This window comes from Pseudomonas sp. UTLPPB19802, from assembly GCF_059730225.1.
Window position 1 is genome coordinate 6,714,574 of sequence record NZ_AP048545.1, and the last position, 25,674, is coordinate 6,740,247.

Consider the following 25,674-nt stretch of genomic DNA (forward strand, 5'->3'; position numbering starts at 1 on the left):
GGATGGCCGCTGCTGCTCAAGCCTGATAAAATCGCGCGCCTTCGCAGACCGGCAATGGCCGGACAACTGAAAAGCACGACCTGTGTTCGTTCTTTGCGGTGGTTCCGTCGTTCCCGGTCGATACCCAAGAATCCCCCCTATAGGCCTGGATCATGAGCAAGCAACCCTCCCTGAGCTACAAGGACGCCGGTGTAGACATCGACGCCGGTGAAGCATTGGTCGAACGCATCAAAGGCGTGGCCAAGCGCACTGCGCGTCCGGAAGTCATGGGCGGCCTGGGCGGTTTCGGCGCCCTCTGCGAGATCCCGGCCGGTTACAAGCAGCCGGTCCTGGTCTCCGGCACCGACGGCGTCGGCACCAAGCTGCGCCTGGCGCTGAACCTGAACAAGCACGACAGCATCGGCATCGACCTGGTCGCCATGTGCGTGAACGACCTGGTGGTCTGCGGCGCCGAGCCACTGTTCTTCCTCGACTACTACGCCACCGGCAAGCTCAACGTTGACACCGCCGCCCAGGTGGTCACCGGTATCGGCGCTGGCTGCGAGTTGTCCGGCTGCTCGCTGGTCGGCGGCGAAACCGCTGAAATGCCAGGCATGTACGAAGGCGAAGACTACGACCTGGCCGGTTTCTGCGTTGGCGTGGTGGAAAAATCGGAAATCATCGACGGCTCGAAAGTGGCCACCGGTGACGCCCTGATCGCCCTGCCATCCTCCGGCCCGCACTCCAACGGCTACTCGCTGATCCGCAAGATCATCGAAGTCTCCGGCGCCGACATCGAGAACACCCAACTCGACGGCAAGCCGCTGACCGACCTGCTGATGGCGCCGACCCGCATCTACGTCAAGCCGCTGCTCAAGCTGATCAAGGACACCGGCGCCGTCAAGGCCATGGCCCACATCACCGGCGGCGGCCTGCTGGACAACATCCCGCGCGTTCTGCCCGCCGGCGCCCAGGCCGTGATCGACGTGGCCAGCTGGCAGCGTCCGGCGGTCTTCGACTGGCTGCAGGAAAAAGGCAACGTCGACGAAACCGAAATGCACCGCGTGCTGAACTGCGGCGTTGGCATGGTCATCTGCGTAGCCCAGGAACACGTTGAAAGCGCCCTGAAGGTCCTGAGCGAAGCTGGCGAACAGCCATGGGTCATCGGCCAGATCGCCGTGGCCGCCGAAGGCGCTGCCCAGGTCGAGCTGAACAACCTCAAGGCTCACTGATGTCCGAGCCGATAAGCCCGACCTGCAGCGTCGTGGTGTTGCTGTCGGGCTCCGGCAGCAACTTGCAGGCCCTGATCGATGACGTACGGACCGGGGGCAACCCGGCCCATATCGCCGCGGTGATCTCCAACCGCGCCGACGCCTACGGCCTGCAACGTGCCAGGGATGCGGGCATCGAAACCCGCTCCCTGGATCACAAGGCCTTCGAAGGCCGCGAAGCCTTCGATGCCGCCCTGATCGAACTGATCGACGCCTTCAACCCCCAACTGGTAGTCCTGGCCGGTTTCATGCGCATCCTAAGTGCAGACTTCGTCCGTCACTATCAGGGGCGCCTGCTCAATATCCACCCTTCGCTATTGCCCAAGTACAAGGGCCTGCACACGCACCAGCGCGCCCTGGATGCCGGCGACAGCGAGCACGGCTGCAGCGTCCATTTCGTCACCGAGGAACTCGATGGCGGGCCTCTGGTCGTACAGGCTGTGGTTACGGTAGAGTCTGGTGATTCGGCGCAGAGTCTGGCGCAACGGGTGCATGCCCAGGAACACAGGATTTACCCACTGGCGGTACGCTGGTTCGCCGAAGGACGCTTGAGCCTTGGCGAACAGGGTGCCTTGCTGGACGGCCAACTACTGGCGGCCAGCGGCCATTCGATTCGAACCTAGGAGATTTTATGCGTCGCGCCCTGCTCTTCGCTCTTACCCTGCTCGCCCTGCCCATGGCGCAGGCGGCGGATCTTCAGCCGTTCTCCGCCAGCTATACCGCAGACTGGAAACAGCTGCCCATGAGCGGTTCGGCAGAACGTAGCCTGACGAAAAACACCAATGGCACCTGGACCCTGAATTTCAAGGCCTCCATGATGATTGCCAGCCTGACCGAGGAAAGCACCATTCGCCTCGAGAAGGACAAGCTGCTGCCACAGACCTACACCTTCGAGCGTGGCGGGCTGGGCAAGGCCAAGAAGATCAACCTGGACTTCGACTGGGCGAGCAACAAGGTCACCGGTTTCGAAGGCAAGGACTCGGTCAACCTGCCCCTGGAAAGCGGCATGCTGGACAAGTCCACCTACCAGCTGGCCCTGCAGCGTGACGTGGCCGCCGGCAAGAAAAGCATGAGCTACCGGGTTGCCGAGGGCACCGACACCGACACCTACGACTTCCGCGTGATCGGCCCGGAAAAGGTCCAGACCAAGGCCGGCACGATTGACGCGATCAAGGTCGAGCGCGTACGTGATCCAACACAAAGCAAGCGCATCACCCAGATGTGGTTCGCCAAGGACTGGGGTTACATCCTGGTCGCCCTGCGCCAGGTCGAGACCGACGGCAAGGAGTACAACATCATGCTCCAGGACGGTACCGTAGACGGCAAGGCCGTCAAGGGCAACTGAGCCGTCTCCCCTGCTCCCCCGAAGCCTCGCGAAAGCGGGGCTTTTTTTCGCCTTGCAAACACCCTCAAGGCCGGTATCAAGATGAAACTTTTGTCATAAAACTCTCAACCCAAGACATCCGGTCCAGTAAAACCGGGCCTTTGCCAATTATTGCAAATCTGGCAAAGGTGTATTCGCATTCCAGGCGATTTACATAGCAAGCTAATAAAACTTATAAAAAAGTCCTGCGACGCATTGCCGCAGCTCAACAGAAACAGGAGCTTGCAGATGACTGTAAAAGTGACCGAACGCGATGATGCACACATGTCCCATGAAGGCCTGGCTGCCGGTATCCGGATCTGGGATGTACACCAACAGGACCTGCTGGTAGGCATGTTTCACAACGAGGCCGATGCTCAACAATACAAGAGCGAACTGGAAAACCTCGAAATGAAGCGCCAGGCACAACACTCCTGAAGCCATAGCCTCAACGGTGCCGCCGGCCCACGCAGTCGGCGCAGCCACTAAAAACAAACCCCGCCTTTCGAGCGGGGTTTGTCGTTTTTACCAGGTAAGCGTTACCACATCAGATCGTCTGGGATCTGGTAGGCGGCGTACGGATCATCCTCATCCGGCACCTGGGTCTCGCTCAGGGCGTTGAGCTGGACGATACGCTCCGGAGCACGCTCCTGGATCTTCAGCGCCGCTTCGCGCGGGATCACCTCGTAGCCGCCACCGTGGTGGACGATCGCCAGCGAGCCGTTGCTGAGCTTGTTGCGCATCAGGTTGTTGACCGACAAGCGCTTGACCTTCTTGTCATCAACGAAGTTGTAGTAGTCCTCGGTGGTCAGCTTGGGCAGGCGCGAGGTCTCGATCAGTTGCTTGACCTGGGCCGCACGGGCCTTGGCCTCGACCTTTTCCTGCTGCTGGCGGTTCAGTTCCTGGTCGCGCTTGACCTTCTCGGCCTGTGCTTCCTGGGCCAGGCGCGCCTGGGTATCGTCAGCCTCGGCCTGGCCCTTGTGGACCAGCCGCTGGTGTTTCTGTTTGTCCTTGCTGACCTGCTTGGCCTGCTTTTGATTGACCAGACCTGCCTTGAGCAACTGGTCGCGAAGGGAAAGGCTCATGATGCTTACTCACTTGGGTCAACGACTCAGCCGCAGCTGGGTGCATTCTTTTCCTGGCGTTTGGCTTCGCCCCACAAGGCGTCCAATTCTTCGAGGGTGCAATCTTCCATGGGACGGTGGGTATTGCGCAATGCCTGTTCGACAAATCGGAAGCGTCGATCGAATTTGCCATTGGCGCCGCGCAGGGCATTTTCCGGGTCAACCTTGAGGTGGCGGGCCAGGTTGACCACGCTGAACAACAGGTCGCCGATCTCATCGGCCATGGCCGCCGTGTCGTTGTCGACCATGGCTTCGAGGACTTCATCGAGTTCTTCGCGGATCTTGTCCACCACCGGCAGCGCAGCCGGCCAATCGAAGCCGACCTGGGCCGCGCGCTTCTGCAGCTTTGCTGCACGGGACAGCGCCGGCAGGGCGGCAGGCACGTCATCGAGCAGCGACAACTGCTCCGGGGCGCGGTGGTTCTCGGCGCGCTCTTCGGCCTTGATCTCTTCCCAGCGGTGCTTGACCTGCTCTTCGCTCAGGCGCGGCAGGTCTACTGGCGCATACAGGTCGCCAGTCGGGAATACATGGGGATGGCGACGAATCAGCTTGCGAGTGATGCCATCGACCACGCCGTCAAATTCGAAACGCCCCTCTTCCCGGGCCAACTGGCTGTAGTAGACCACCTGGAACAGCAGGTCGCCCAATTCCCCCTGCAGGTGTTCGAAGTCCTCGCGCTCAATGGCGTCGGCCACTTCGTAGGCTTCCTCGAGGGTATGAGGAACGATGGTGGCGTAGCTTTGCTTGATATCCCAAGGGCAACCGTGGTGCGGGTCACGCAGCCGGGCCATCAGGTGAAGCAGGTCTTGAAGGCTGTACATCGTTTGCTCTCTGTACGATTGAATTGAGCGTCGCAAGCGAAGGTATGGCGAGGCGGAGCCTGCGCGAAAAAGCGGAGTTGACTGTAGTCAATGAGCATTTTCTTGCAGGCTCCAACGAAGCCAGACCGAGTGCAACAGCTCAAGTCGTGCGGTTGCGGCGGGTTTCGATGATGTTAGGTAGCTGGGAAATCCGCCCCAGCAACCGTCCCAGTGCGTCCAACCCCGGGATCTCGATGGTCAGGGACATCAACGCAGTGTTGTCCTCCTTGTTCGAGCGGGTGTTGACCGCCAGCACGTTGATCCGCTCGTTGAGCAGCACCTGGGACACGTCACGCAACAGGCCGGAACGGTCGTAGGCACGGATAATGATGTCCACCGGGTAGGTCGACACCGGCACCGGCCCCCAACTGACCTGGATGATCCGCTCCGGCTCGCGCCCGCTCAGTTGCAGCACCGAGGCGCAATCCTGGCGGTGAATGCTCACCCCACGCCCCTGGGTGATATAGCCGACGATGGCATCGCCCGGCAGCGGCTGGCAGCAGCCGGCCATCTGGGTCATCAGGTTGCCCACGCCCTGGATCTGGATATCGCCGCGCTTGCCCGGCTTGTAGCCGGCGGACTTGCGTGGGATCAGTTCCAACTGCTCATTGCCACGCTCGGGCTCGACCAGTTGCTGTGCGGTGTTGACCAGTTGCGCCAGGCGCAGGTCGCCGGCACCTAGGGCGGCGAACATGTCCTCGGCGGTCTTCATGTTGGCCTTGTCGGCCAGCTTGTCGAAGTCCACCTGGGGCAGGTCCAGGCGCGTCAGTTCACGCTCGAGCAGGGTCTTGCCAGCCGCGACGTTCTGATCGCGGGCCTGCAGCTTGAACCAGTGGACGATCTTCGCCCGTGCCCGCGAAGTGGTCACGTAGCCCAGGTTCGAGTTCAGCCAGTCGCGGCTCGGCGTGCCGTGCTTGCTGGTGATGATCTCCACCTGCTCGCCGGTCTGCAGGCTGTAGTTGAGCGGTACGATCCGCCCGTTGATCTTCGCGCCCCGGCAGTTGTGGCCGATCTCGGTGTGCACCCGATAGGCGAAGTCCAGCGGCGTGGCGCCCTTGGGCAGGTCGATGGCATGCCCGTCCGGGGTGAACACGTAGACCCGATCCGGCTCGATATCGACCCGCAGCTGATCCGCCAGGCCACCGATATCTCCCAACTCCTCGTGCCACTCCAGCACTTGGCGCAACCAGGAGATTTTCTCTTCGTAGTGGTTGGAGCCGGACTTGACGTCGGTGCCCTTGTATTTCCAATGCGCGCAGACGCCAAGCTCGGCTTCCTCGTGCATGGCGTGGGTGCGGATCTGTACTTCCAGCACCTTGCCTTCGGGGCCGATCACCGCGGTGTGCAGCGAGCGGTAGCCGTTTTCCTTGGGGTTGGCGATGTAGTCGTCGAATTCCTTGGGAATGTGCCGCCACAGGGTATGGACGATGCCCAGCGCGGTGTAGCAGTCGCGCATTTCCGGCACCAGCACGCGCACCGCACGCACGTCGTAGATCTGGCTGAACTCCAGGCCCTTGCGCTGCATTTTGCGCCAGATCGAATAGATGTGCTTGGCCCGGCCGCTGATGTCGGCCTTGACGCCAGTCGCCAACAGCTCGTTTTCCAGCTGGCACATCACCTCGCTGATGAAGCGCTCGCGATCCAGCCGCCGCTCGTGCAACAGCTTGGCGATCTGCTTGTACTGGTCGGGTTCGAGGTAACGGAAGGACAAGTCCTCCAGTTCCCACTTGATGTGGCCGATACCCAGCCGATGGGCCAGCGGCGCGTAGATGTCGAAGACTTCGCGGGCGACGCGGTTGCGCTTCTCCTCGTCGGCGTTCTTCACCGCCCGGATCGCGCAGGTCCGCTCGGCCAGTTTGATCAGCGCGACACGCACGTCATCGACCATGGCCACGAGCATCTTGCGCAGGTTCTCCACCTGCACCTGCGTCCCCATGACCTGGGACTGGCGCGGGCTGAGACTGGCACTGATGGCCGCCATGCGCTGCACGCCATCGATCAGCTTGGCCACCACCGGGCCGAACTTCTGGCTGACCGCCGGCAACAGGATCTGCCCCTGGCGCACACCACGGTACAACACGGCGGCGACCAGGGAATCCTGGTCGAGCTTGAGGTCGGCGAGGATATCGGCGATCTCGAGCCCGGTACTGAAACTGCCCCCTTCCGGCCAGGTATCCCGGGTCGGCAGGGTCTGTTGTTCGGCAAGCCGTGCGTATTCGCAGGCTTCCTTCAATGCTTCGCGGTCCAGCGCCGGATCGACGCTCACCGTATGGTCGAGCCATGCCTCGAGATTGATACTGCCGTCGGTGTTGATCGGCTGGTGTGCTCTCACCTGTACCATCTTGCTTACCTTCCCTACGACGCAGATTCAATGCGTCAGAATCGCTGGCCGTACATTGCCCCCTGCACTCCGGCAAGGCCGGTCGGAATGCGGGGGCGACCAGTCAGACTAGACGAGCATCCTGGCTCGCTTCAAATAACGCCATGGCCTCGACATGCGCTGTCTGCGGAAACATATCGAGGATCCCGGCACGTTTTAACCGGTAGCCCTGCTTGATCAATTCGACCGTGTCGCGCGCCAGGGTCGCGGGGTTGCACGACACGTAAACCAGATGCCTGGCGCCCAGGCCGGCAAGCTTGCCGACCATGTCGAAAGCGCCGTCGCGTGGTGGGTCCAAGAGTACCGCAGAAAAGCCTGCTTTGGCCCAACCGGCATCGTTCAGGGGCTGGGATAAATCAGCCTGAAAAAAGCTCGCGTTATGCAGATTGTTATCCACGGCATTGGCGGCGGCCCGATCGACCATGGTCTGCACACCTTCTACCGCGACCACCTCACGGACCTGCCGAGCCAGCGGCAGGGCGAAGTTGCCCAGACCGCAGAACAGGTCCAGTACCCGCTCCTCGGGGGCCGGGTCGAGCCAGTCCAGCGCCTGGGCCACCATTGCTTCGTTGACTCCGGCATTGACCTGGACGAAATCCCCCGGCCGGTAGGCCAGTTCCAGGTCCCACCGCTCCAGGCGATAGCCCAGCGACTGCTCCGCGTCCATCGGCTGCGGACCGTTCTCGCCATGCAACCAGAGTTGCGCATGATGCGTTTCACAGAATTCGCGCAGGATCTGCAGGTCGTCAGCCGACAACGGCGACATATGCCGCAACAACACCGCCACGGCGGAACCGCTGAACAATTCGACATGCCCCAGCGACTGGGGCTTGCCAAGACGCCGGAGCATCGCCGGCAGGCCGTTCATGATCGGTTGCAGGGCGGCGACCAGTACCGGGCAATCGTCGATGGCGACGATGTCCTGGCTGGACGCCGCGCGAAAACCGACCTCGAGCTGCTTCGCCTTGGCATCCCAGCGCACCGCCACCCGAGCCCGTCGGCGATAGCCGAATTCCAGACCGCTCAGGGGCGCCGCCCACTCTTCGGGTTCGACACCGGCGACACGGGACAACTGCTCGGCGAGCATGCGCTGTTTCAGCACGAGCTGGTCTGCATGGGGCATATGCTGGATGTTGCAGCCGCCACAGCGGCCGGCATGGGCGCACGGTTCCTGGCGACGCTGCTCGCTGGCAAGCAGCAGGCGCTCGCTGCGGGCCTCGACCACCTTGCCATGGGCTCCCAGTACGCGCGCCTCGACCTCTTCACCGGCGAGCGCCCCCGTCACGAACCAGGTACGCCCCTCGACGAAGGCGATCCCGCGGCCGTCATTGGCCAGCCGCTCGATCGTCAGGCGTTGTTTCTTGCCCACGGGCACTTGCGGGGCCCGGCTGCCGCCACTGGGCTGGAAGCGCAGGCCTTTATGCTGTCTGGCCATCAGTTGGGAGAGTCGTAGATGCCGGTCGACAGGTAGCGGTCGCCGCGGTCACAGATGATCGCGACCATCACCGCGTTCTCGACCTCGCGCGACAGGCGCAGCATCGCTGCCACCGCACCGCCCGAGGACACACCACAGAATACGCCTTCTTCACGAGCCAGGCGACGCATGACGTCTTCCGCCTCTTCCTGGCCCATGTCGACGACGCGATCAACCCGCTCGGATTGGAAAATCCGCGGCAGGTACTCATGGGGCCAACGACGGATACCCGGAATCGTCGCACCTTCCATCGGCTGCAGGCCAACGATCTGCACTTCAGGATTCTGCTCCTTGAGGTAGCGCGACACACCCATGATGGTCCCGGTGGTCCCCATGGAACTGACAAAGTGGGTAATGGTGCCCTGGGTCTGCCGCCAGATCTCCGGACCGGTGCCGGTGTAGTGCGCCTCGGGGTTGTCACCGTTGGCGAACTGGTCGAGCACCTTGCCGCGGCCTTCGGCCTGCATCCGCTCGGCGAGATCGCGGGCACCTTCCATGCCCTCCTCGCGGCTGACCAGGATCAGCTCGGCGCCATAGGCGGTCATCGCCGCCTTGCGCTCGGCCGTGGAGTTGTCGGGCATGATCAGGATCATCTTGTAGCCCTTGATCGCCGCGGCCATGGCCAGGGCGATCCCGGTGTTGCCCGAAGTCGCCTCGATCAGCGTGTCACCGGCCTGGATCTGCCCGCGCAACTCGGCGCGGGTGATCATCGACAGTGCCGGACGGTCCTTCACGGAGCCCGCTGGATTGTTCCCTTCAAGCTTGAGCAGCAGGGTATTGCTGGTGGCTCCGGGCAAGCGTTGCAGACGAACCAGGGGCGTGTTGCCGATGCAATCGGCGATAGTTGGATACTGCAAGGTCATGGCGTATTCGCAATCCAGACTGCGGGGGGCGCCTATCATACCGGCAAACGCCTGCGGCCCATATCACGCAAAGTGCGGTGCTTATGGCTAATCGCTATAAGCGTGCCCCCGTGCTTGAGCGCGGATGGCCCGTACGCTCGCCGGCAACGCAGTGAACTTTGCGAGCTTTCCCCCACCTCATGTGGCTAAACTGCGCAGGTGGAGCGCGCGCAGGAAGCGCGCGCCAGGAACAGAAGATCGCCGTGTCTGCCAAACGCCGTATCTGATGGAGAATGTTGCGTGCTTAAAAACCTGGGCATCAAAGGCCGTGTCCTATTGCTCACCCTGCTGCCGACCACGCTGATGGCCCTGGTGCTGGGAGGGTATTTCACCTGGTTGCAGCAATCGGAACTGCAAAGCCAGTTGCTGCAGCGCGGGGAAATGATCGCCGAGCAACTGGCCCCACTGGTGGCCCCGGCGCTGAGCCGCAATGACAGTGACCAACTGGAACGCGTCGCCACCCAGGCCCTGGAGCAGACCGACGTGCGCGCCGTGTCGTTCCTCGGCGCCAACCGCGAGCAACTGGCCCATGCCGGCCCGAGCATGCTCAACCAGCCGCCCACCGGCAACAGCAGCCACATGCTGCAACGCAGCGGCAACGACGCCACCCGCTACCTGCTGCCGGTGTTCGGCCGGCACCGCAACATGGCTGGCGAACCGGTCCCCGACGAGGCCGACCGGCTGCTCGGCTGGGTCGAGCTGGAGTTGTCGCACAACGGCATGCTGCTGCGCGGCTACCGCAGCCTGTTCGCCAGTCTGCTGCTGATCGCCACCGGCCTGCTCGGTACCGCCCTCCTGGCCTTGCGCATGAGCCGCACCATCAACACCCCGATCAGCAAAATCAAGCAGGCCGTGGCCCAACTCAAGGATGGCAACCTGGAAACCCGCCTGCCACCCCTCGGCAGCCAGGAACTGGACCAACTGGCCTCGGGCATCAACCGCATGGCCGAGACCCTGCAGAACGCCCAGGAAGAGTTGCAGCACAGCATCGACCAGGCCACCGAAGACGTCCGCCAGAACCTGGAAACCATCGAGATCCAGAACATCGAGCTGGACCTGGCGCGCAAGGAGGCCCTGGAAGCGAGCCGGATCAAATCCGAGTTCCTCGCCAACATGAGCCACGAGATCCGCACCCCGCTCAACGGCATCCTCGGTTTCACCCACCTGCTGCAGAAAAGCGAGCTTACTCCACGCCAGCTGGATTACCTGAGCACCATCGAGAAGTCCGCCGACAGCCTGCTGGGCATCATCAACGAAATTCTCGATTTCTCGAAAATCGAGGCCGGCAAGCTGGTGCTCGACAGCATTCCCTTCAACCTGCGCGACCTGTTGCAGGACACCCTGACCATCCTCGCCCCGGCCGCCCATGCCAAGCAGCTGGAACTGGTCAGCCTGGTCTATCGCGACACCCCGCTGTCGTTGATCGGCGACCCGCTGCGGCTCAAGCAGATCCTGACCAACCTGGTGAGCAATGCGATCAAGTTCACCCGCGAAGGCACCATCGTCGCCCGGGCAATGCTCGAAGAAGAGCACGAAGACAGCGTACAACTGCGCATCAGCGTGCAGGACACCGGCATCGGCCTGTCGAACCAGGACGTGCGAGCGCTGTTCCAGGCCTTCAGCCAGGCCGACAACTCACTGTCCCGGCAACCGGGTGGCACCGGTCTCGGGCTGGTGATTTCCAAGCGCCTGATCGAGCAGATGGGGGGCGAAATCGGCGTCGAAAGCACGCCAGGCGAAGGTTCCGAATTCTGGATCAGCCTGAGCCTGCCCAAGACCCGCGACGATATCGAGGACCTGCCCGCCGCGCCGCTGCTCGGCCGGCGCGTCGCCGTGCTGGAAAACCACGAACTGGCACGCCAGGCCCTGCAGCACCAGTTGGAAGACTGCGGCCTGGAAGTGATTCCATTCAACAGCCTGCCGGGCCTGGTCAACGGCGTCACCGGTACCCACCAGACCGAACAGGCCATCGATCTGGCGGTACTCGGCGTCACCGCCCTGGACATGCCGCCGGAGCGGTTAAACCAGAATATCTGAGACCTGGAACACCTCGGTTGCCGGGTGCTGGTGTTGTGCCCGACGACTGAACAGACCTTGTTCCATCTCTCGGTGCCCAACCCGCACAACCAGCTCCAGGCCAAGCCGGCCTGCACCCGCAAACTGCGGCGGGCATTGGCGGACCTCATCGCCCCTCGCCCCGCCCGCCTGGAGCCCAGCGAACCGCTTGGCAGCCGGGCGCCACGCGTGCTTTGCGTGGACGACAACCCGGCCAACCTGTTGCTGGTCCAGACCCTGCTCGAAGACATGGGTGCCGAGGTACTCGCCGTGGACAGCGGCTACGCGGCGATCGACGCCGTGCAGCAGGCCAGCTTCGACCTGGTGCTGATGGATGTGCAGATGCCCGGCATGGATGGCCGCCAGGCGACCGAGGCGATCCGCCAGTGGGAAAACGAACGACAAAGCGCCGCACTGCCGGTCGTTGCCCTGACGGCGCATGCCATGGCCAACGAAAAGCGCGCCCTGCTGCAAAGCGGAATGGACGACTACCTGACCAAGCCGATCAGTGAACGCCAACTGGCCCAGGTGGTGCTGAAATGGACCGGACTGGCCCTGCGTAACCAGGCCCAGGAGCGCAGCGGTGAGCCTGGCAACAGTGCTACCGAACTGCTGGTACTCGACCCGGAAGAAGGCCTGCGCCTGGCTGCCGGCAAGGCCGACCTGGCCGCCGACATGCTGGCGATGCTGCTGGCCTCGCTCGATTCCGACCGCGAGGCGATCCGCTCGGCGCGCGAATCCCATGACAGCAACGGCCTGATCGAACGGGTCCACCGCCTGCACGGCGCTACCCGCTATTGCGGCGTACCGCAACTGCGCGCGGCCTGCCAGCGCAGCGAGACCCTGCTCAAGCAGGACGATGCCAACGCCCACAAGGCCCTCGACGAGTTGGACATGGCGATTGCCCGCCTGGCCATCGAAGCCCGGGTCAGCGCCTGATCCACGACAATACACGCCCAGGAGACCGGCGTTACGCTGCCGGTCAGTCTCACAAGGAAACCTTGCCATGCGTGGAATACTTTTCAGCAGCCAGACCTACGACCGCGACAGTTTCCTGGCCAGCAGCCTGCCCACGGGCCTCGAACTGCACTTCCAGCCCGCACGCCTGAGCCTGGATACCGCGCCCCTGGCCGAACGGCACGAGGTGGTCTGCGCCTTCATCAACGATGACCTGAGTGCCCCGGTGCTGGAGCAGCTCGCCGCCGGCGGCACCCGCCTGATCGCCCTGCGTTCGGCCGGCTACAACCATGTCGACCTGAACGCTGCCCGGCGCCTGGGGCTGAACGTGGTCCGCGTCCCCGCCTACTCGCCCCACGCCGTGGCCGAGCACGCGGTGGCGCTGATCCTCGCGCTCAACCGCCGCCTGCACCGCGCCTACAACCGTACCCGCGAGGGCGATTTCAGCCTGCACGGGCTGACCGGCTTCGACCTTGCCGGCAAGACTGTTGGCATCGTCGGCACCGGCCAGATCGGCGCGACTTTCGCCCGGATCATGGCCGGCTTCGGCTGTCAGTTGCTGGCCTACGACCCCTACCCCAACCCGGAGGTCCTGGCCCTGGGCGCACGCTACCTGGAACTGCCGGAACTGCTTGCCCAATCACGGATCATCAGCCTGCACTGCCCGCTGACCGCCGGCACCCGCTACCTGATCAACCGCGAGACCCTGGCCCATCTGCAACCCGGCGCCATGCTGATCAATACCAGCCGCGGCGGCCTGGTGGACACTCCGGCGCTGATCGATGCACTCAAGGATGGCCAGCTCGGCTATCTCGGGCTGGACGTCTACGAGGAGGAGGCACAACTGTTCTTCGAGGACCGCTCCGACCTGCCCTTGCAGGACGACGTGCTGGCGCGGCTGCTGACCTTTCCCAATGTGATCGTCACCGCGCACCAGGCCTTCCTGACCCACGAGGCCCTGGCGGCGATCGCCGCGACCACCCTGGACAACATCGCCGCCTGGCAGGCCGGACGACCGCAGAACCTGGTGGAAGGCTGATCCGCAGGGATGGCCCGGCCAACCGGATCGAAGGTCGCAAGCGACTGCCATTGGCCGGGCTTCTGCGTGCTAGCATATCGGCCATATTTGGAGGACCCATGGTCGAACACGATTTCCGCTACAACCTGATGAACCCGCAACACACCCTGACCGAATGCCGCGCGCTGGTACCGGGTCGCTACCAGGTCACCGGCAACGGTGGCTCGATCCGCATCGACGACGTGCTGCTGGTCACCCTCAAGGGCAGCAAGGACCTGTCCATGCGCCTGACCGTCGAGACCGTACGCCACCTGATCAACCCGCCAGGCCAATGGACCGCAATGGCCCGTGGGCCGGTATTCGGCGAATTGGCGATTCATCAGTGGCAGGTCAACTGCGACAGCTGCGCCAAGCAACTGGACTTCGAATTCGCCGTGGACGCCAAGCTCGGTACCCCGGCCCAAAAACCCGCAGCCACGGCCCGCATCGCCGAGCTGGGCTGGACCACCCAGGGCGAGAAACACCTCTGCCCGAAATGCCAGGAGGCAAAAGGATGAAACAAGCGGTGATTCTGGGGATGCTGGCCACCAGCCTGGTGGGCTGTGCCGGCGACCGCGTGCAACTGCAGCAGGATCACAGCTATGTGCTGGAGTGGATCGGCGAACGGCCGCTGATCGACAGCAGCCACCTGACCGTCACCCTGGGTAATGACGGCCGGGCCTATGGCAACGGTGGTTGCAACCACTGGTTCGCCCCCTACACCCTGGACGGTGACAGCCTGAGCTTCGGCAAGGTCGGCAGTACCCGCAAACTGTGTGCGCCGGCACTGATGGAGCAGGAAAAACGCTTCCTGCAGGCACTGGAAAACGTCCAGCGCTGGGATATCTCCCCGGTCGAACAGGTCCGTTTCTGGCCGGCCCAAGGCCAGCCGCTGCGCCTGTGGTCGGAAGAAGGCTGACGGCCCTGTCGCTACACGGCGCCTGCTTCAAGGCGCCGTGATTTCTCCTCGGCCACTCAGCCCTTGAGGGCCTTGAGTTTCTCCAGCACACCGGCAGCGGTCTGCTCACCCATCAGTTGCTCGCGCACCTTGCCCTTGTCGTCGATGATGTAGGTCACCGGCAGCGCCTCGCTGCGCGGCAATTCGAAGAGATCGGCCGGGTCCTGCGCCAGCACCGTGAACTTGATCCCCAGCGCCTCGGCGGCCTTGGCCAGGTCATCGCCCTGCAGACCGTCGAAGTTGACCCCGAACACGCCGACCGACTGCCCCTTGAGCTGCTCGGACAAGGCGTTGAGTTCAGGAATTTCAGTGCGACACGGGCCACACCATTCCGCCCAGTAGTTGACTACCTTCCAGTGCTTGTCGAGGCGCTCGGCCGAAACTTTCTGACCGTGCTGGTCAACCCCGTAGTCGTTACCGCAGCCACTGAGCAGCAGCGCGCCCATCATCGCCAATATGGCTGCCAATTGCCTTGCCATGTGTGCCATCCCCCGTCAAATGAGTCATCGACTGCGACCATTTACCTCGTACGGTTCAGGAGCGCTCGCCAGGCAGGTAGAATACCCGCCACCTTACGCAAGATGCGACCCGCACATGACCGATCTGACGCTTTATCACAATCCGCGCTGCTCGAAATCCCGTGGTGCGCTGGAACTGCTCGAAGCCCGTGGCCTGGCCCCGACCGTCGTACGCTACCTGGAAAACCCGCTCGACGCGGCCCAGTTGCGTACCTTGCTGGACGCGCTCGGTATCAGCGCCCGGCAACTGCTGCGCACTGGCGAGGACGAGTACCAGAGCCTGAACCTGGCCGACAGCCAGCTCAGCGAAGAGCAACTGGTGGCCGCCATCGCCAGCCATCCCAAGCTCATGGAGCGGCCGATCCTGGTTGCCGGAGACAAGGCGATCATCGGTCGTCCACCGGAGAAGGTGCTGGAGATCCTGCCGTGAGCGAACCGTACGTCCTGGTGTTGTTCTACAGTCGCAACGGCTCCACTCGCGAAATGGCCCGGCAGATTGCCCGGGGCGTCGAACAGGCCGGAATGGAGGCCCGCCTGCGGACCGTTCCAGCGATCTCCAGCGAATGCGAGGCGGTGGCGCCGGCCATCCCCGAGGAAGGCGCGCTGTATGCCAGCCTCGATGACCTGAAACATTGTTCGGCCCTTGCCCTCGGCAGTCCGACCCGTTTCGGCAACATGGCGGCGCCGTTGAAGTACTTCATCGATGGCACCAGCAACCTGTGGCTGACCGGCGCCCTGGTCGGCAAGCCCGGCGCGGTGTTCACCTCGACCTCCAGCCTGCATGGCGGCCAGGAAAGCACCCTGCTGTCGATGCTGCTGCCATTGCTGCACCACGGCATGCTGGTGACCGGCCTGCCCTACAGCGAATCGGCACTGCTCGACACCCGCGGTGGTGGCACGCCCTATGGCGCCAGCCATCACACCGGCAGCGACGGCAAGCGCCCGCTGGACGAACATGAAATCGCCCTGTGCCGCGCCCTCGGACAGCGCCTGGCGACGACCGCGCTGCAACTGGAGAAAGGCCGTGGCTAGGAAGCCCAAGGTGCTGCCCAGCCAGGAGTGGCTGGAACCGCGCGTCAGATTCAGCCGCTGGCTGGCCCTGGCGTGTTTTTTCGGCTTGATCGGCCTGCTGTGTGCCTACTATCTGGTCTTCGCTGACCTGCACGGCGCCCGGCCCTGGGTGATCCTGCTGGTCGAGCTGGTGCCCCTGCTGCCACTGGTACCGGGGATGTTGACCGGTAGCGCACGCGGGCACTCGTTCACCTGTTATGTGGTGAACCTGTACTTCATCAAGGGCGCGCTGGCGGCCTTCGACCCGAATCGGCAGGTGTTCGGTGTACTGGAGATAGGCGCGAGCCTGGCAGTGTTCTGCAGTGCGATGCTGTATGTGCGCTGGCGCCACCAGTTGAATCGGCGCCTGGCCGGGGAAGGCCAACCACAAACGGCTTAGTGAAGCACTGTGGGACCAGGATTTATCCGCGAAGCGGCCTTGAGGCGACGAAAAGCTTCGCGGATAGATCCTGCTCCCACAGGCTCAGTGGTTGACGGTGAACGCCAGCATCATCGAGAGCTGGCACATCGGCCGGCCACTCTCGGCATGCCACTGGTTGAAGGCATCCTGGACAATCGCCAGGTCACGCAGGCTGGTCGGCACCTTGTCGATGATGTCCTGGGCGTTGAGCGCCGCCACCACGTCATTGCTCGGAACGAAGGTGTCCTTGCCGACCATCCGCAACAGCCGCGGCGCCGACAGGCCGCCGAGCTGATGGCCGTGCTTGGCCAGGTACTTCCATAGCGCGGTGATTTCGGTCACCGGCCAGTCGGCGATCAGGTTGCCGAAACTGCCCTTCTCCTTGGCCACGTCCAGCACCATCTGCGCATTGCGCGGCACGCTCTTGAGCTTGCCCAGGTGACGGATGATGCGGGTGTCCTGCATCAGCCGCTCCAGGTGCTCGGCGCCCATCAGAACCACCTTTTCCGGGTCGAAGCCGAAGAACACCTGCTCGAAGGCCGGCCACTTGGCATCCACCAGGCTATGCTTGAGCCCGGCGCGGAACACCCGCAGGGCGATCATCGACAGGTAGCGGTCATCGCCGAACGCACGCAGTTGCTCCGGGGTGCGGGGCTCCGGCAAATGCGCTTCCAGTGCCGCCGCCGAGCCAAAGCGGTTCAGGCAGTACTCGTGCAGCCACTTGTAGTCGCGCATGCCGCTGCCCTTACAGGTTCACGACATTGACGAAACGCGAAGCGGCCGTCTCGTCGATGCGCAGGCTGGTGAAGTCGAACAGGTTGCGGTCGGCCAACTGCGACGGGATGACGTTCTGCAGGCCACGGAAAATGTTCTCGGTACGCCCCGGATTCTTGCGCTCCCACTCCTGCAGCATCTCCTTGACCACCTGGCGCTGCAGGTTTTCCTGGGAACCGCAGAGATTGCACGGAATGATCGGGAACTGCTTGAAGTCCGAGTAGGCCTGGATGTCCTTCTCGCTGCAGTACGCCAGTGGCCGGATCACCACGTTACGGCCATCGTCGGCCCGCAGCTTGGGCGGCATGGCCTTGAGCGAGCCGTTGTAGAACATGTTGAGGAAGAAGGTCTCGACGATATCGTCGCGGTGGTGCCCCAGGGCCATCTTGGTCGCGCCGATTTCGTCGGCGAAGGTGTACAGCGTGCCGCGGCGCAGGCGCGAGCACAGCGAGCAGGTGGTCTTGCCTTCCGGAACCAGCTCCTTGACCACCGAGTAGGTGTCCTTCTCGACGATGTGGTACTCCACGCCCAGCTCTTTCAGATAGGCGGGCAGCACGTGCTCGGGAAAGCCGGGCTGCTTCTGGTCCATGTTCACGGCAACGATGTCGAACTTGATCGGCGCCACTTTCTGCAGGTGCATCAGAACGTCGAGCATGGTGTAGCTGTCCTTGCCACCCGACAGGCAGACCATCACCTTGTCGCCGTCCTCGATCATGTTGAAGTCGGCGACCGCCTCGCCCGCCTGCCGGCGAAGGCGTTTCTGCAGTTTGTTCTGATTGACCGAAAGAGTGCCCATAGCCCTTGAAATCCGCGCGGTGTGTCGAAAAAGGCGGCCATTTTACGCACAAACAGGTCGCGGGGGGAGTAGAGCGGACGGACGCGGGCTTGCCCGCGAAGCTCCTGGCAGAGATACCTGCAAATGCTACAAGGCGATTACAGCCCTCCCCGACAGTGCAATTTGCTCTAAAACCCCGGTTTTATTGGCCCCAGCCCTTCCTATACTGCGACATAAGGTCACAGACATATCCAGACCTGCGCTGACTCTGGCCGTCTGTCCCGGCGCTCCATTCTGGGGGGCGATGGCAATAACGAGAGGAGTGACTCAGATGATCCATCATGTTGTGGGACTGTTCACCCACCCTGATCAGGAATGGCGGGAAATTCGTGGCGACGCCGAGGAAAGCATCGGCCACATGTACTTCACCCACACCCTGATTCTCGCCGCGATCCCGGCGATTTCGGCCTTTATCGGCACCACTCAAGTCGGCTGGGTCATCGGCAACCGCGCCCCCGTCATGTTGACCCAGGAAAGCGCGATCTGGATGACCCTCATGTCCTACCTGGCCATGCTCGGCGGGGTAGCGGTGATGGGCGCTTTCATCCACTGGATGGCCCGCACCTATGACGCCAACCCCAGCCTCTCGCGCTGTGTCGCCTTCGCCACCTACACCGCCACTCCGCTGTTCATCGGCGGCCTGGCCGCGCTCTATCCGCACATGTGGCTGGGCATGGTCGTCGGCACCGCGGCGATCTGCTACACGGTCTACCTGCTCTATGTCGGCTTGCCGACGTTCATGAACATACCTTCGGACGAGGGTTTCCTGTTCTCCAGTTCGGTACTGGCCGTTGGGCTGGTCGTACTGGTGGCGATCATGGCGTTCACCGTGGTCGTCTGGGGCCTGGGAGTCGGCCCGGTCTATACCAACTAGATAACCAGAAATCTGCCGACACGGGCCGCCGCAAGGCGGCCTCTTTATTCCGGCACGACCATTCGGCGCCTGGCGGATTCGGAATCGGCGAGGTTTGCGGCATACTCGACGTCTCTGGAGAAACGTACAGCATGCCCGAGCAACTCAACACCCGCGTCGAAGACTGTTTCCTGCAAGCCGAATCCTTTTTCAAACGACCTTTCAAACGCCCGGCCATCAGCCTCAAGCTGCGCGGCCAGAAAGCCGGTGTCGCCCACCTGCACGAGAACCTGCTGCGCTTCAATCCACAGTTGTACCGGGAGAACAGCGAAGACTTCCTGCGCCAGACCGTGCCCCATGAAGTCGCCCACCTGATTGCCCACCAGTTGTTCGGTGACCGTATCCAGCCCCATGGCGAGGAATGGCAACTGATCATGCGCGGCGTCTATGAACTGCCGCCCAACCGCTGCCACACCTACGAAGTGCAGCGACGCAGCGTGACGCGCTACATCTACCGATGCCCGTGTGCCGACAGCGACTTCCCGTTTTCCGCCCAGCGGCATCGGCTGGTCGGCCAGGGGCGCCGTTATCTGTGCCGGCGCTGCCGGCAGACACTGGTGTTCAGCGGCGAGGTGCGGGTCGAGTAGGCCCGCCTTTGGTGGTGGCCCCAGGTATGTCTTCGCGGGCAAGCCACTACAAGGCTCAGCCCAGTACCCCTCCCCTGCGCAGCCCCACGATCCGCTCCTCGCTGTACCCCAACTCACGCAACACCTCATCCCCATGCTCCCCCACTCCAGCACCGATATGCCTCGGCTGCGGCAGCCCCTGGGAAAACTTCAACGGACAAGCCATCTGCGCCTGGCTGTCGCCCTCCCCACAAGGCACCTGCACCACTAGCCCGCGCGCCTCCAATTGCGGGTGCTCGACCGCCTCGGCCAGTTCCAGCACCGGCTCGACGCAGGCATCGATACCAGCAAACAACTCACACAGCAACTCGTAGTCATGCTTCTCGAACTCGAGCTGCAACTGTTGCTTGAGCCACTGCTGCCGGGCAGGATCGGGCGACAATCCATGACGGGACAACTCCGGACGCGCCAGCGCGCCACACAACGCGCCCATGAAGTTCGGCTCCAGGCTGCCCACCGAAAACCAGCGGCCGTCACGGCTGCGGTAATAGTCATAGAAACTGCCGCCATTGAGCACCTGCCCCTCCCGCCCCGGTTCCACGCCACAAGCCAGGAATCCGGCGCCGGCCATGGCATTCAGGCTGAACGCGCAATCGGTCATGCTGACATCGACGTATTGCCCCTGCCCTGTCTGCTGCCGGGAGATCACCGCAGCCAGCAGGCCGACCACCCCATGCAACGAGCCTCCCGCCACGTCCGCGACCTGCATCGACAGCGGCAGCGGCCCGTCCTGCGCGCGCCCGGTGTAACTGGCCAGCCCCGACAACGCCAGGTAATTGATGTCATGCCCGGCACGATCACGGTAGGGCCCGGTCTGGCCATAGCCGGTGATCGCCACATAGATCAGCCGTGGGTTGATGCGCTTGAGGGTGTCATAACCGAGGCCAAGGCGATCCATCACCCCAGGGCGGAACTGCTCCAGCAGGATGTCGTACTCACCCACCAGTTGATGAATGATCGCCACCGCCTCGGCCTGCTTCAGGTCCAGGGCCAGGCTGCGCTTGTTGCGATTGAGATAGGCATGGCTGGCAGAAACGCCCCGGTCGTGGGGTGGCAGCACACGTAACAGGTCCGGGCGAGTGGGCGACTCGACACGCAAGACCTCGGCCCCCATGTCCGCCAGCAGCAACGAAGCGAACGGCCCCGGCAGCAGTGTCGAGAAATCGAGGATCTTCAACGAGGCCAGCGGGCCCTGTGCCGGCTGCTTTCCAGACTCTTGCATAGCCACCTTCCTGATCAGCGCAATGCCTCAAAGAGTAGGCAGCTCATTGCCCCGCGGCAATTACCGCAACGCTCGGTGCCAGTGACGCAAACGCTCACCGACAGGCATAAAAAAACCCATCCGGAGATGGGTTTTTTCAGTCAGCGCAGACGTTTACTTGACGCTTGGAGCCTGGCCTTCGGCCACGCCCAGGTCATCACGAGGACGCTCGTCTTCGATGCCGCGACCGCCGGAAGCCAGTTCCGCGTGCAGCTTGTCTTCGTCCAGCTCCTTGACCCACTTGGCCACGACCACGGTCGCTACCGCGTTACCCACCAGGTTGGTCAGGGCACGGGCTTCGGACATGAAGCGGTCGATACCGAGGATCAGTGCCAGGCCGGCAACCGGCAGGTGGCCGACGGCAGACAGGGTGGCAGCCAGTACGATGAAACCACTGCCGGTCACGCCAGCAGCGCCCTTGGAAGACAGCAGCAACACCAGCAGCAGGGTGATCTGGTGAGTGATGTCCATGTGGGTGTCGGTCGCCTGGGCGATGAACACGGCCGCCATGGTCAGGTAGATCGAGGTACCGTCAAGGTTGAACGAGTAGCCGGTTGGAATCACCAGGCCCACGACCGATTTCTTCGCGCCCAGGCGCTCCATCTTCACCAGCATGCGTGGCAGGGCCGATTCCGAGGAGGAAGTACCCAGTACGATCAGCAGCTCTTCACGGATGTAGCGAACCAGTTTCAGCACGCTGAAACCGTGGGCACGGCAGATGGCGCCCAATACCAGTACCACGAACAGCACGCAGGTGATGTAGAAGCAGATCATCAGTTGGCCGAGCTGGACCAGCGAGCCCACACCGTAGGCACCGATGGTGAAGGCCATGGCGCCCAGCGCGCCCAGCGGCGCCAGCTTCATGATCATGTTGATGATGTTGAACATCGCATGGGCGAAGCGATCGATCAGGTCCAGCAGCGGCTTGCCGTAGTCGCCCAGGCGATGCAGGGCGAAACCGAAGATCACCGAGAACATCAGCACTTGCAGGATGTCGCCGTTGGCGAAGGCACCGACGATGGTGTTCGGGATCACGTTCAGGATGAAGCCGACCACGCTCTGGTCAGCACCGGCAGTGACGTAGGCCGCGACTTTCTTGGCGTCCAGGGTCGCGACGTCAATGTGCATGCCGTTGCCCGGCTGGATGACATTGACCACGATCAGGCCGATCAGCAGCGCGATGGTCGAAACGATCTCGAAGTACAGAAGTGCATAACCACCGGTCTTGCCAACCGATTTCATGCTTTGCATGCCAGCGATACCGCTGACCACGGTGCAGAAGATGATGGGAGCGATGACCATTTTGATCAGCTTGATAAAGCCGTCACCCAGTGGCTTGAGGGCCACGCCGGTCTGTGGGTAGAAATGGCCGAGCAGGATACCGATAGCGATCGCTACGATCACCTGGAAATACAGCGATTTGTAGAGTGGCTGACGAGTCGTCATTGCAAAGTTCCTCAAGAGATCACGCAACTGTCCTCCATCTGACAGATGCACAACCTGAAGCACGAACCCTCCTGCACCGGAGGGATTTGTTGTTTGTCGAACTGCGTGGGCAGACTGCTCCCCTATCGCAAACTGCGTGCCACTTTCGGAAAATTCGATAAAAGCCTTTAGCCATCAGGCCTTCAGTGTTTTTCTGTCAGCCAGCACCTACAGAATAGATGGCGGATTTCCGCCCTTCCACTCGTGGCAGCCATGGATTTTGGCGGATATCCGCCTTGTTCCGCATCCAGCACCCTGACTAAGATTCGTCATTCAATGAACCTGGAACGCCCCATGCGTGAACGCAGCATCGCCAGCCACTTTGCCAATGCCGCCCTGGATGGCGCCCGACGCCGGGGGCACGCCTACGCCGGCCTGCTGCAACGGCTGGGCATCGCGCCAGAGCTTCTGGGCGAGCCCAGGGCACGCCTGGCGCCGGAGCAATTCACCCAATTGCTGCAAGGCTTGTGGCTAGAGTTGGATGACGAATACCTGGGGTTCGGCCAGAGCCGCAGCCACCGCGGCACCTTCGCGATGATGTGCCACGCGCTGATCCATTGCAGCAACCTGGAAAAGGCCCTGAATCGCGGGTTGCTGTTCTATCGGTTGTTTCCCGACGGTCCACGCCTGAGCCTCGAGCGCGAAGGTGACAAGGTGCGCCTGAGCCTTGACGCATCGAATCTCTGGGATCCGGAGCATTTCCTCTGCGAATGCCTGCTAGTGATCTGGCATCGTCTCGGCAGTTGGCTGGTCGGCCAGCGTATTCGTCTGGAGCAGGCCACCTTCCATTACCCGCGCCCCGCCCATGCCAGCGAGTACGACCTGCTGTTTCCCTGCCCGCTGGAGTTTTCCGCGCCCACCAGCAGCCTGCTGTTCAGCAGCCGCTACCTGGGAATGCCGCTGTTGCAGGACGAACGGACCCTCAAGCAGTTCCTGCGGCGGGCGCCTGCCGACCTGCTGGCCCGCCCCGACGACGGCGACAGCCTGAGCAGTCAACTGCGCCGCCTGCTCAGCCGCGATGCCAGCCGCTGGCCAGACCTGGAAGCCGTGGCCCAGCACCTGCACATCAGTGCCCAGACGTTGCGGCGGCATCTACGCGAGGAAGGCACCAGTTTCCAGGAACTCAAGGATCAGCTGCGGCGGGATATCGCCATCTATCATCTGGGCCGCAACGACCTGTCATTGCAGCAGATCGCCGAACAGTTGGGTTTCTCCGAACCCTCGGCATTTCACCGGGCGTTCAAGAAATGGACCGGGCTGACCCCGGGCGCCTATCGCGCCCAGGAACTCTAGCTCGGGAAATGGATACGGAACGACGCGCCGCCCAGGGGCGAATCGCCCAAGGTCAATTCGGCGTCGTAGCTTTCGATGATGTCCTTGACCACCGCCAGCCCTATACCCTGCCCCGGATGTTGGCGATCCAGGCGCTCGCCGCGCTGGAGAATCCGCGCCCGCTGGTCCGGCGGTACGCCCGGGCCATCATCCTCGACATATACCTCGATACCCTGCAAGCCACGACGCAGGCTGATGCGCACCTGGCTCAGGCATAGCCGGTAGGCGTTCTCCAGCAGGTTGCCGAGCAGTTCCAGCAGGGCGCCCTGCTCGATCGGTACGTGGCTGAACTCGGGCACATCGATGGCGACCCGCACCCGCTTGTCACGATAGACCTTGTCCAGAGTGCTGCAGAGGCTGTCGAGCACCGGCTGCAACTCGACCTGATGCCGCACCAAGCCACTCTTGCGCAGGCTGGCGCGCTGCAACTGGTAGCTGATCTGCTGGTTCATGCGTTCGATCTGGCTTTGCAGGATCCACGCCTGGTCACGATCCTGAGGCCGCTGCGCCATGCCTTCGCTGACGCCCTGCAACACCGCCAGCGGGGTTTTCAGGCTGTGGGCCAAGTCATCCAGGGAGTCGCGATAGCGGCTGCGCTGCTCGCGCTCACTGCGCAGCAGGCGGTTGAGCGAGCCGGTCAAACGCAGCAGCTCGCGCGGGTGTTCCTCACTGAGGCTCTGCAGTTCACCGCTTTCAATCTGGTCCAGCTCCTGGCTCAGCCGGCGCAACGCCCGCAAGCCCCAGGTCAGGCCGATCCAGAGCAACGCCAGCAGCACTGACAACGCGGCACCGAAGCCCAGGTAAAGTTTCTCGCGCAGACCGGCGAGGGTCATCTTGTACTCACGCATCGGCTGCAGGGCAACGAAGCTATAGGCCGCGCTCTTGCCGCCCAGCAACTTGACCTCTACGTCATAGACGAAGAACTCGTTACCGTTGTCCTCGCGGATCTTCGCGAACTCGTTGCCACGCCCGTCATAACGCGGCTTGTAGTTGATGTTTTCTTCCTGGGTCGCCCGCGAGCGCCAGACCAGGCGACCGTCGCGGTCATAGATGTAGCCGAGCAGGCGGCTGTCCGGCAGGTTGAACTGCTCGTCGGGGAGCAGGTTGGGCATCTGCAGCTGTTTCTTGTTGTCGACCCGTGCTGCGGAAATCAGCGTGGTGACATCCGAGGCCAGGCGCTGCTCGATGGCGTCCTGCAGGGCCAGGCTGAAAGCCCCCTGCATCGCCGGCAGCAGCGCAAGCATGAACAGGATCGCCAGGGTCGTCGCGGCCAGCATCAGCCGCACCCGCAGCGAACGAATCATCGGCAGCGCTCGTTGAACATGTAGCCCAGGCCACGCACGGTATCGATCGGTTTGAAGCCGACCGGGCCTTCCAGCTTGCGACGCAGGCGACCGACCAGTACTTCGATCACGTTCGGATCACGCTCGTCGTCGTCCGGGTACAACTGCTCCATCAGGCGGTCCTTGGCGATTACCTGCTGATGGTGGCGCATCAGGTATTCGAGGATCCGGTATTCGTAGGCCGTCAGCGCCAGGGGCTGCTCTTCGAGCGAGGCCTGCTTGCGATTGAGATCGAGCAGCAACGGGCCCGCAGTGATCGTCGACTGGGTAAAGCCACTGGAACGACGCAACAACGCGTTCATCCGCGCCTCCAGTTCCTCGAACTGGAAGGGCTTGACCACATAGTCATCGGCACCGGCGGCCAGCCCCTCGACCTTGTCCTGCCAGTTGCCACGGGCGGTCAGGATCAGGATCGGGAACACCTTGCCACGGTTGCGCAACTGGCGAATCAGGTCCAGCCCGCCCATGCCGGGCAGGCCAAGGTCGATCACCGCCAGGTCGTGATTGAACTGTTCGGTCTGGTACAGCGCCTCATCGGCATTACCCACCGCCTCGACCACATGGCCGCTGTCGCTCAGCCGGGTTTGCAAGTGATGGCGCAACAGCGCCTCATCCTCTACCACCAGCAACTTCATAACGCTCTCCAACGATACGGGCATCGCATCACCACTAACGGTAACTCAGTTCTGCCAAAGTGTTTCGTAAAAGATACCGCCAACCAGCACTTGCGGACCCG

25 protein-coding genes and 1 pseudogene are annotated in these 25,674 nt (G+C 62.8%); 14 read left to right on the plus strand and 12 right to left on the minus strand.

Features of this window, described 5'->3' with window-relative positions:
- Positions 1-152: 152 nt before the first annotated feature.
- The 4 genes from purM to AC6I6U_RS29565 all read left to right on the plus strand — a co-directional run bounded on the left by purM (position 153) and on the right by AC6I6U_RS29565 (position 3,051).
- A complete protein-coding gene (gene purM, locus AC6I6U_RS29550) occupies positions 153-1,211 on the plus strand; it encodes a phosphoribosylformylglycinamidine cyclo-ligase (RefSeq protein ID WP_497879489.1) in 1,059 nt (352 codons plus the stop codon).
- Positions 1,211-1,873 (plus strand): phosphoribosylglycinamide formyltransferase, encoded by a 663-nt coding sequence (purN, locus tag AC6I6U_RS29555; RefSeq protein WP_497879490.1) that lies wholly within the window; start codon positions 1,211-1,213, stop codon positions 1,871-1,873. The genes purM and purN overlap by 1 nt, the downstream gene beginning before the upstream one ends.
- 8 nt (positions 1,874-1,881) lie before the next feature.
- Positions 1,882-2,595, plus strand: coding sequence for a DUF3108 domain-containing protein (locus AC6I6U_RS29560; RefSeq protein WP_497879491.1), 714 nt, complete (start codon positions 1,882-1,884; stop codon positions 2,593-2,595).
- A 267-nt stretch (positions 2,596-2,862) separates the two neighbouring features.
- Positions 2,863-3,051: a hypothetical protein gene (locus tag AC6I6U_RS29565; protein ID WP_186685163.1), complete on the plus strand. Its 189-nt coding sequence runs from the start codon at positions 2,863-2,865 to the stop codon at positions 3,049-3,051.
- Positions 3,052-3,152: 101 nt separating this feature from the next.
- Here AC6I6U_RS29565 and AC6I6U_RS29570 read toward each other — a convergent pair whose 3' ends face one another.
- The 5 genes from AC6I6U_RS29570 to cysM form a co-directional block, all read right to left on the minus strand.
- On the minus strand, positions 3,153-3,698 hold the full coding sequence (locus tag AC6I6U_RS29570; protein WP_497879492.1) for a DUF2058 domain-containing protein: 546 nt from the start codon (positions 3,696-3,698) through the stop codon (positions 3,153-3,155).
- Between the two features lie 26 nt (positions 3,699-3,724).
- Positions 3,725-4,558, minus strand: coding sequence for a nucleoside triphosphate pyrophosphohydrolase (mazG, locus tag AC6I6U_RS29575; protein ID WP_497879493.1), 834 nt, complete (start codon positions 4,556-4,558; stop codon positions 3,725-3,727).
- A gap of 139 nt (positions 4,559-4,697) precedes the next feature.
- On the minus strand, positions 4,698-6,938 hold the full coding sequence (relA, locus tag AC6I6U_RS29580; protein WP_497879494.1) for a GTP diphosphokinase: 2,241 nt from the start codon (positions 6,936-6,938) through the stop codon (positions 4,698-4,700).
- A 103-nt stretch (positions 6,939-7,041) separates the two neighbouring features.
- The gene (gene rlmD / locus AC6I6U_RS29585) at positions 7,042-8,412 is read right to left on the minus strand and encodes a 23S rRNA (uracil(1939)-C(5))-methyltransferase RlmD (RefSeq protein ID WP_497879495.1); all 1,371 of its coding nucleotides are present in this window, start codon (positions 8,410-8,412) and stop codon (positions 7,042-7,044) included.
- Positions 8,412-9,314 (minus strand): cysteine synthase CysM, encoded by a 903-nt coding sequence (gene cysM, locus AC6I6U_RS29590; protein WP_497883132.1) that lies wholly within the window; start codon positions 9,312-9,314, stop codon positions 8,412-8,414. The genes rlmD and cysM overlap by 1 nt, the downstream gene beginning before the upstream one ends.
- A gap of 279 nt (positions 9,315-9,593) precedes the next feature.
- Between cysM and AC6I6U_RS29595 the strand changes: the two are divergent.
- From AC6I6U_RS29595 to AC6I6U_RS29610, 4 genes and pseudogenes are all read left to right on the plus strand, one after another.
- A pseudogene (locus AC6I6U_RS29595) lies at positions 9,594-12,347 on the plus strand (response regulator).
- A gap of 67 nt (positions 12,348-12,414) precedes the next feature.
- Complete coding sequence (locus tag AC6I6U_RS29600; RefSeq protein WP_497879496.1) at positions 12,415-13,404, plus strand: 2-hydroxyacid dehydrogenase; 990 nt, start codon at positions 12,415-12,417, stop codon at positions 13,402-13,404.
- A gap of 98 nt (positions 13,405-13,502) precedes the next feature.
- On the plus strand, positions 13,503-13,940 hold the full coding sequence (locus AC6I6U_RS29605) for a hypothetical protein (protein ID WP_497879497.1): 438 nt from the start codon (positions 13,503-13,505) through the stop codon (positions 13,938-13,940).
- Positions 13,937-14,341, plus strand: a complete 405-nt coding sequence (locus AC6I6U_RS29610) for an META domain-containing protein (RefSeq protein WP_497879498.1) — start codon at positions 13,937-13,939, stop codon at positions 14,339-14,341. Before AC6I6U_RS29605 ends, AC6I6U_RS29610 begins: the two co-directional genes overlap by 4 nt.
- A gap of 56 nt (positions 14,342-14,397) precedes the next feature.
- On the opposite strand, the gene AC6I6U_RS29615 is transcribed toward AC6I6U_RS29610, so the two are convergent.
- Entirely contained in the window at positions 14,398-14,859 is a 462-nt protein-coding gene (locus tag AC6I6U_RS29615) for a TlpA disulfide reductase family protein (RefSeq protein WP_497879499.1), read from the minus strand.
- 115 nt (positions 14,860-14,974) lie between these two features.
- Here AC6I6U_RS29615 and arsC point away from each other — a divergent pair, with 115 nt between their 5' ends.
- The 3 genes from arsC to AC6I6U_RS29630 are packed head-to-tail and all read left to right on the plus strand — an operon-like array spanning position 14,975 to position 16,348.
- Positions 14,975-15,328 carry an arsenate reductase (glutaredoxin) gene (gene arsC / locus AC6I6U_RS29620; RefSeq protein WP_497879500.1) on the plus strand — a complete coding sequence of 118 codons (354 nt, stop codon included), beginning with the start codon at positions 14,975-14,977 and terminating at the stop codon, positions 15,326-15,328.
- Positions 15,325-15,930 (plus strand): NAD(P)H:quinone oxidoreductase, encoded by a 606-nt coding sequence (gene wrbA / locus AC6I6U_RS29625; RefSeq protein WP_497879501.1) that lies wholly within the window; start codon positions 15,325-15,327, stop codon positions 15,928-15,930. The genes arsC and wrbA overlap by 4 nt, the downstream gene beginning before the upstream one ends.
- A complete protein-coding gene (locus AC6I6U_RS29630) occupies positions 15,923-16,348 on the plus strand; it encodes a DUF2069 domain-containing protein (protein ID WP_497879502.1) in 426 nt (141 codons plus the stop codon). Before wrbA ends, AC6I6U_RS29630 begins: the two co-directional genes overlap by 8 nt.
- A gap of 84 nt (positions 16,349-16,432) precedes the next feature.
- Here the strand turns inward: AC6I6U_RS29630 and AC6I6U_RS29635 are convergent, their stop codons facing one another.
- Both AC6I6U_RS29635 and ttcA read right to left on the minus strand, forming a co-directional pair.
- Complete coding sequence (locus AC6I6U_RS29635; protein ID WP_497879503.1) at positions 16,433-17,104, minus strand: DNA-3-methyladenine glycosylase I; 672 nt, start codon at positions 17,102-17,104, stop codon at positions 16,433-16,435.
- A 10-nt stretch (positions 17,105-17,114) separates the two neighbouring features.
- The gene (gene ttcA / locus AC6I6U_RS29640; protein WP_497879504.1) at positions 17,115-17,939 is read right to left on the minus strand and encodes a tRNA 2-thiocytidine(32) synthetase TtcA; all 825 of its coding nucleotides are present in this window, start codon (positions 17,937-17,939) and stop codon (positions 17,115-17,117) included.
- Between the two features lie 310 nt (positions 17,940-18,249).
- On the opposite strand from ttcA, the gene AC6I6U_RS29645 reads away from it, so the two are divergent.
- Both AC6I6U_RS29645 and AC6I6U_RS29650 read left to right on the plus strand, forming a co-directional pair.
- The gene (locus tag AC6I6U_RS29645) at positions 18,250-18,852 is read left to right on the plus strand and encodes a Yip1 family protein (RefSeq protein WP_497879505.1); all 603 of its coding nucleotides are present in this window, start codon (positions 18,250-18,252) and stop codon (positions 18,850-18,852) included.
- Between the two features lie 131 nt (positions 18,853-18,983).
- Positions 18,984-19,478 (plus strand): SprT family zinc-dependent metalloprotease, encoded by a 495-nt coding sequence (locus AC6I6U_RS29650; protein ID WP_497879506.1) that lies wholly within the window; start codon positions 18,984-18,986, stop codon positions 19,476-19,478.
- 55 nt (positions 19,479-19,533) lie between these two features.
- On the opposite strand, the gene AC6I6U_RS29655 is transcribed toward AC6I6U_RS29650, so the two are convergent.
- Both AC6I6U_RS29655 and AC6I6U_RS29660 read right to left on the minus strand, forming a co-directional pair.
- Complete coding sequence (locus tag AC6I6U_RS29655; protein ID WP_497879507.1) at positions 19,534-20,739, minus strand: CaiB/BaiF CoA transferase family protein; 1,206 nt, start codon at positions 20,737-20,739, stop codon at positions 19,534-19,536.
- A gap of 153 nt (positions 20,740-20,892) precedes the next feature.
- Complete coding sequence (locus tag AC6I6U_RS29660) at positions 20,893-22,224, minus strand: dicarboxylate/amino acid:cation symporter (protein ID WP_497879508.1); 1,332 nt, start codon at positions 22,222-22,224, stop codon at positions 20,893-20,895.
- Between the two features lie 333 nt (positions 22,225-22,557).
- On the opposite strand from AC6I6U_RS29660, the gene AC6I6U_RS29665 reads away from it, so the two are divergent.
- Positions 22,558-23,556: an AraC family transcriptional regulator gene (locus AC6I6U_RS29665; protein ID WP_497879509.1), complete on the plus strand. Its 999-nt coding sequence runs from the start codon at positions 22,558-22,560 to the stop codon at positions 23,554-23,556.
- Here AC6I6U_RS29665 and AC6I6U_RS29670 read toward each other — a convergent pair.
- Both AC6I6U_RS29670 and AC6I6U_RS29675 read right to left on the minus strand, forming a co-directional pair.
- Entirely contained in the window at positions 23,553-24,899 is a 1,347-nt protein-coding gene (locus tag AC6I6U_RS29670; RefSeq protein ID WP_497879510.1) for an ATP-binding protein, read from the minus strand. The genes AC6I6U_RS29665 and AC6I6U_RS29670 overlap by 4 nt on opposite strands.
- Positions 24,896-25,573, minus strand: a complete 678-nt coding sequence (locus tag AC6I6U_RS29675; RefSeq protein ID WP_497879511.1) for a response regulator — start codon at positions 25,571-25,573, stop codon at positions 24,896-24,898. Before AC6I6U_RS29675 ends, AC6I6U_RS29670 begins: the two co-directional genes overlap by 4 nt.
- Positions 25,574-25,674: the final 101 nt, after the last annotated feature.

What these genes read in the sequence shown, in the direction of transcription:
- relA (WP_497879494.1), bottom strand. Translation starts at nt 6,938, where the DNA reads ATGGTACAGGTGAGAGCACACCAGCCGATCAACACCGACGGCAGTATC.
- cysM (WP_497883132.1), bottom strand. Translation starts at nt 9,314, where the DNA reads ATGACCTTGCAGTATCCAACTATCGCCGATTGCATCGGCAACACGCCC.
- rlmD (WP_497879495.1), bottom strand. Translation starts at nt 8,412, where the DNA reads ATGGCCAGACAGCATAAAGGCCTGCGCTTCCAGCCCAGTGGCGGCAGC.
- AC6I6U_RS29610 (WP_497879498.1), top strand. Translation starts at nt 13,937, where the DNA reads ATGAAACAAGCGGTGATTCTGGGGATGCTGGCCACCAGCCTGGTGGGC.
- AC6I6U_RS29645 (WP_497879505.1), top strand. Translation starts at nt 18,250, where the DNA reads ATGATCCATCATGTTGTGGGACTGTTCACCCACCCTGATCAGGAATGG.
- AC6I6U_RS29565 (WP_186685163.1), top strand. Translation starts at nt 2,863, where the DNA reads ATGACTGTAAAAGTGACCGAACGCGATGATGCACACATGTCCCATGAA.
- AC6I6U_RS29660 (WP_497879508.1), bottom strand. Translation starts at nt 22,224, where the DNA reads ATGACGACTCGTCAGCCACTCTACAAATCGCTGTATTTCCAGGTGATC.
- arsC (WP_497879500.1), top strand. Translation starts at nt 14,975, where the DNA reads ATGACCGATCTGACGCTTTATCACAATCCGCGCTGCTCGAAATCCCGT.
- AC6I6U_RS29655 (WP_497879507.1), bottom strand. Translation starts at nt 20,739, where the DNA reads ATGCAAGAGTCTGGAAAGCAGCCGGCACAGGGCCCGCTGGCCTCGTTG.
- AC6I6U_RS29670 (WP_497879510.1), bottom strand. Translation starts at nt 24,899, where the DNA reads ATGATTCGTTCGCTGCGGGTGCGGCTGATGCTGGCCGCGACGACCCTG.
- AC6I6U_RS29560 (WP_497879491.1), top strand. Translation starts at nt 1,882, where the DNA reads ATGCGTCGCGCCCTGCTCTTCGCTCTTACCCTGCTCGCCCTGCCCATG.
- AC6I6U_RS29615 (WP_497879499.1), bottom strand. Translation starts at nt 14,859, where the DNA reads ATGGCAAGGCAATTGGCAGCCATATTGGCGATGATGGGCGCGCTGCTG.
- purN (WP_497879490.1), top strand. Translation starts at nt 1,211, where the DNA reads ATGTCCGAGCCGATAAGCCCGACCTGCAGCGTCGTGGTGTTGCTGTCG.
- AC6I6U_RS29605 (WP_497879497.1), top strand. Translation starts at nt 13,503, where the DNA reads ATGGTCGAACACGATTTCCGCTACAACCTGATGAACCCGCAACACACC.
- mazG (WP_497879493.1), bottom strand. Translation starts at nt 4,558, where the DNA reads ATGTACAGCCTTCAAGACCTGCTTCACCTGATGGCCCGGCTGCGTGAC.
- AC6I6U_RS29600 (WP_497879496.1), top strand. Translation starts at nt 12,415, where the DNA reads ATGCGTGGAATACTTTTCAGCAGCCAGACCTACGACCGCGACAGTTTC.
- AC6I6U_RS29635 (WP_497879503.1), bottom strand. Translation starts at nt 17,104, where the DNA reads ATGCGCGACTACAAGTGGCTGCACGAGTACTGCCTGAACCGCTTTGGC.
- AC6I6U_RS29650 (WP_497879506.1), top strand. Translation starts at nt 18,984, where the DNA reads ATGCCCGAGCAACTCAACACCCGCGTCGAAGACTGTTTCCTGCAAGCC.
- AC6I6U_RS29665 (WP_497879509.1), top strand. Translation starts at nt 22,558, where the DNA reads ATGCGTGAACGCAGCATCGCCAGCCACTTTGCCAATGCCGCCCTGGAT.
- AC6I6U_RS29570 (WP_497879492.1), bottom strand. Translation starts at nt 3,698, where the DNA reads ATGAGCCTTTCCCTTCGCGACCAGTTGCTCAAGGCAGGTCTGGTCAAT.
- ttcA (WP_497879504.1), bottom strand. Translation starts at nt 17,939, where the DNA reads ATGGGCACTCTTTCGGTCAATCAGAACAAACTGCAGAAACGCCTTCGC.
- purM (WP_497879489.1), top strand. Translation starts at nt 153, where the DNA reads ATGAGCAAGCAACCCTCCCTGAGCTACAAGGACGCCGGTGTAGACATC.
- AC6I6U_RS29675 (WP_497879511.1), bottom strand. Translation starts at nt 25,573, where the DNA reads ATGAAGTTGCTGGTGGTAGAGGATGAGGCGCTGTTGCGCCATCACTTG.